The following is a 2910-nucleotide window of genomic DNA, read 5'->3' as shown; positions in this document are numbered from 1 at the left end:
ACTCCGCGTTGAATGTCCTTCGTTTTCTCTTGCTCATATTCCTCGTCCAGGTGGGTTGCACCTATCGAGGTGTCCAGGGAAATTAGACCAGCACAGCCATGCGTTGGGAGGACATAAACACCAAGTGGCGTGGGTTGACCATCAAGGACAAAGTGGAGGGCGTGCGCGTCATCCCGTTGACACCGTATGTCTCGCACCTGCTGCACTGCCTGCCGCGCCGCAATGCGTTTGTGTTTGCCAGCGCCAGCCGAGGTAAGGCAGTCACCAGCCAAACCATGAGCATCCCGCGCACACCACACACCAACGCTTGCACCGTCGCCGGTATCGACGGCCTGACCTTGCACGGACTGCGCCGCTCGTTCAAGTCGTTGACGGAATGGCTAGATATACCTGCTGGCGTGGTGGCTCAACTCATGGGACACAAACCCAGCGCCACGGCTGAGAAGCACTACGTCGTGCGACCGCTCGATTTACTGCGCCTGCACCATGAAAAGATTGAAGCGTGGATTTTGGAGCAAGCCGGTGTGCAGTTCACCAGCGCCAGCGAGGTGGGAAAGCTGCGACTGGTAAATGAGAATTAATCTCAAATATAAAAAACATCACGCGAACTTGTATTTATAGAGGTTACAGGGGTTACACAGGGCACAACTAGCATCCATGCGGCCTAGAGCTGTAACCCCACCAAAAAAACAGGGGTTACAGGGGTTACAGCACCAATGGCGTAAATAGTGGTTAAAACGACCTCTAGCCCAATAAATACGTGCGCTAGTAGCTATTATTTAAATAGCTTGCGCTGGTGCTGGTGTCCGCGTGGTCAGTAAGTTCCGGCTGGCGTGTGCCTGAAAAAACGTAGCTACAATTAATAAATGAAGCTCGCATTCGACCCGGCCAAAGATGCCGCCAATCTGGCAAAGCACGGCACGATTAAGACCCGCAGCGGGCGTGTGCTGCACCTGCCTACCCCTGCCGAGGATGCCGCCATCACAGCAGCGGCAATGACCGACCCTGACGCGGCGCCCTTCACAGATGCCGAGTGGACACAGGCCAAACCACTGGTGCGCCGTGGCCGTCCTATGGGCAGTGGCACCAAGACCCAAGTGACGCTACGGCTCGATGCAGAGGTATTGGCGAAGTTCAAGGCGACGGGTGACGGCTGGCAGACCCGCATCAATGAAGCCCTGAAAAACTGGGTACAGACGCACGCCTAAGAGTTTTTGCCCTAGCTAGGCCGGGCCGCAATCCGACCGAAAAGCCAGACCTCCCGCTGGCGCTGGTGACCGCGTGGTCAGCAATCACCCCTGCCTACACCGTCCCGCTGCTGGCGATTGGGGCAAAACCTGCGCACCTGAAAACAGTGCAGCGCTTTTGAACGGATTGCACAGCATCCGGTCGACCATTGCGCCTTCTTAACGAGGGCTACCCAATGTCGCTATATCCAGATAAGGCCACCGCAGCAGCAGCTAACACCGGCCAAACGCTTACCAACCCCCAGCCATATCCGCCGCTGGAACAGGTAACCAAACCGAACCTGACCACAAAGGAGTTTTGCCACTACACCAATTTGGCTTTGCAGACCGCTTGGCTGTATGCGTGCAAGGAGACCGGGCCAGTGCGTCCCCTCCGCATTGCAGGCCGCTTGAATTGGCCTACCAAGGCGGTTAAAGAGCTTTGCGGGGTGTCGGCATGATGATTCGCACCACCGACCTGCTGGAGCTGGCGCAAGCTGCCATCAAATTCGCCAAAGCCGCTGCCGACGCAGTGCAGCACAAAGAACAACTGACTGACGCCTATGCCGCGTGGCGCAGTTCAGAGGGCAAGTGGGGCATTCACATCACCCGCAATGATGAAAATTGGGACGCCATGATGGTGGCGACTGCCGAGAAATATCGCCTGCTGCAAAACGCCAAAGGCCGTGAGCGCCGCGCCAAGGCAAAGCTGCTGGTGCTGGCTGGCAAAGGTGGCGCATAAATGAAAACGCCCACCGCAACCACAGTCACGATGAGCGCCCCAAGCAAGCGCCAGTTTACCGGAACCACCAACCCGCGCGAGCTGCGCGCAATTGCCGCCCTGCTGCGCCGTCCTATCAGCCGCCAAGAACTCGACAGCGTGGCAGGGTGCAGCAACTCCCCTGAACTGGTGGCAGGGCTGCGCCGCCGTGGCCTGACCGCGCCATGTGAGCGCATCAACTTTATCGACCGTGACGGCTTCAAATGCCGCCCTGGTGTTTACAGCTTCACACCAAGCGACCGCCGCGCCGTCTACGCATGGATGGCCGCGCGCGAACGCACGGAGGTGCTGCTGTGAGCGTCTATCAATTGCTTTGTGTGTGGCTAGCTTTCTTGATGGCCATCCGCATCATTAAATCGCTGTGGCGCCGTTGGAGGGCTGCACCATGATGGCCGCTGCCAACACCAGCCATTGCCACCAAGTGCAGTGCAGTGACATAATCGCGCCCAAGGCGAAAGCCCCGGTGCTTCAAAACACCTTTGGTAAAGCGGTAGCAACCCCCACCGAAAGCGGGGTTTTGTCACGTCCTGATTTTCTGGGTGTGTCCACGTTTGGACGCGCCTACGGTTTCGGACGTGGTGGGGCTTGTCCGCAAGGCTGGCCGCACGGCTTTACCCGTGTTTTGAACCACCACGTCCACCCGTTGTGCTTCAAAACGCAGCGCGTGGTTCCTGAGTCTCGTAAAGGAGCCAAGACCATGACCGTGTCCACACTGGCCAGCCGCTGCGCTGCGCCCATTACCCAAGCCACCACCGAAGAAGCCCGCGCCTTTGCCCTGTTGCAGGCCACCAGCGACGCCACCATGGCGAAGCTGTACCTGAGCCGTGGCAACGTAGCTGCCGCCCGCCGCAAGGCCGTTCAGTTGTTGAAAGCGCTGCAACTGTTGGAGGTGACCGTATGACC

The 2910-nt window shown here is 58.3% G+C and carries 5 protein-coding genes; all 5 read left to right on the top strand.

Annotated features, from left to right (window positions below):
* The first annotated feature begins 98 nt into the window (after positions 1–98).
* The 5 genes from Q390_RS18905 to Q390_RS20075 all read left to right on the top strand — a co-directional run bounded on the left by Q390_RS18905 (position 99) and on the right by Q390_RS20075 (position 2908).
* A complete protein-coding gene (locus Q390_RS18905; RefSeq protein WP_084153986.1) occupies positions 99–581 on the top strand; it encodes a tyrosine-type recombinase/integrase in 483 nt (160 codons plus the stop codon).
* Positions 582–866: 285 nt separating this feature from the next.
* A complete protein-coding gene (locus Q390_RS20665) occupies positions 867–1208 on the top strand; it encodes a BrnA antitoxin family protein (RefSeq protein WP_051603331.1) in 342 nt (113 codons plus the stop codon).
* 475 nt (positions 1209–1683) lie between these two features.
* Complete coding sequence (locus tag Q390_RS0116975; RefSeq protein WP_027997125.1) at positions 1684–1968, top strand: hypothetical protein; 285 nt, start codon at positions 1684–1686, stop codon at positions 1966–1968.
* Positions 1969–2304 (top strand): hypothetical protein, encoded by a 336-nt coding sequence (locus Q390_RS18900; RefSeq protein WP_051603330.1) that lies wholly within the window; start codon positions 1969–1971, stop codon positions 2302–2304.
* 400 nt (positions 2305–2704) lie between these two features.
* Complete coding sequence (locus tag Q390_RS20075) at positions 2705–2908, top strand: hypothetical protein (RefSeq protein ID WP_156949957.1); 204 nt, start codon at positions 2705–2707, stop codon at positions 2906–2908.
* The last annotated feature ends 2 nt before the right edge of the window (positions 2909–2910 follow it).

The sequence above is a fragment of the Simplicispira psychrophila DSM 11588 genome (assembly GCF_000688255.1).
GTDB lineage: Bacteria > Pseudomonadota > Gammaproteobacteria > Burkholderiales > Burkholderiaceae_C > Simplicispira > Simplicispira psychrophila.
The sequence above is the reverse complement of the archived record's forward strand: the minus strand, read 5'-3'. Positions and strand labels throughout refer to the sequence as shown.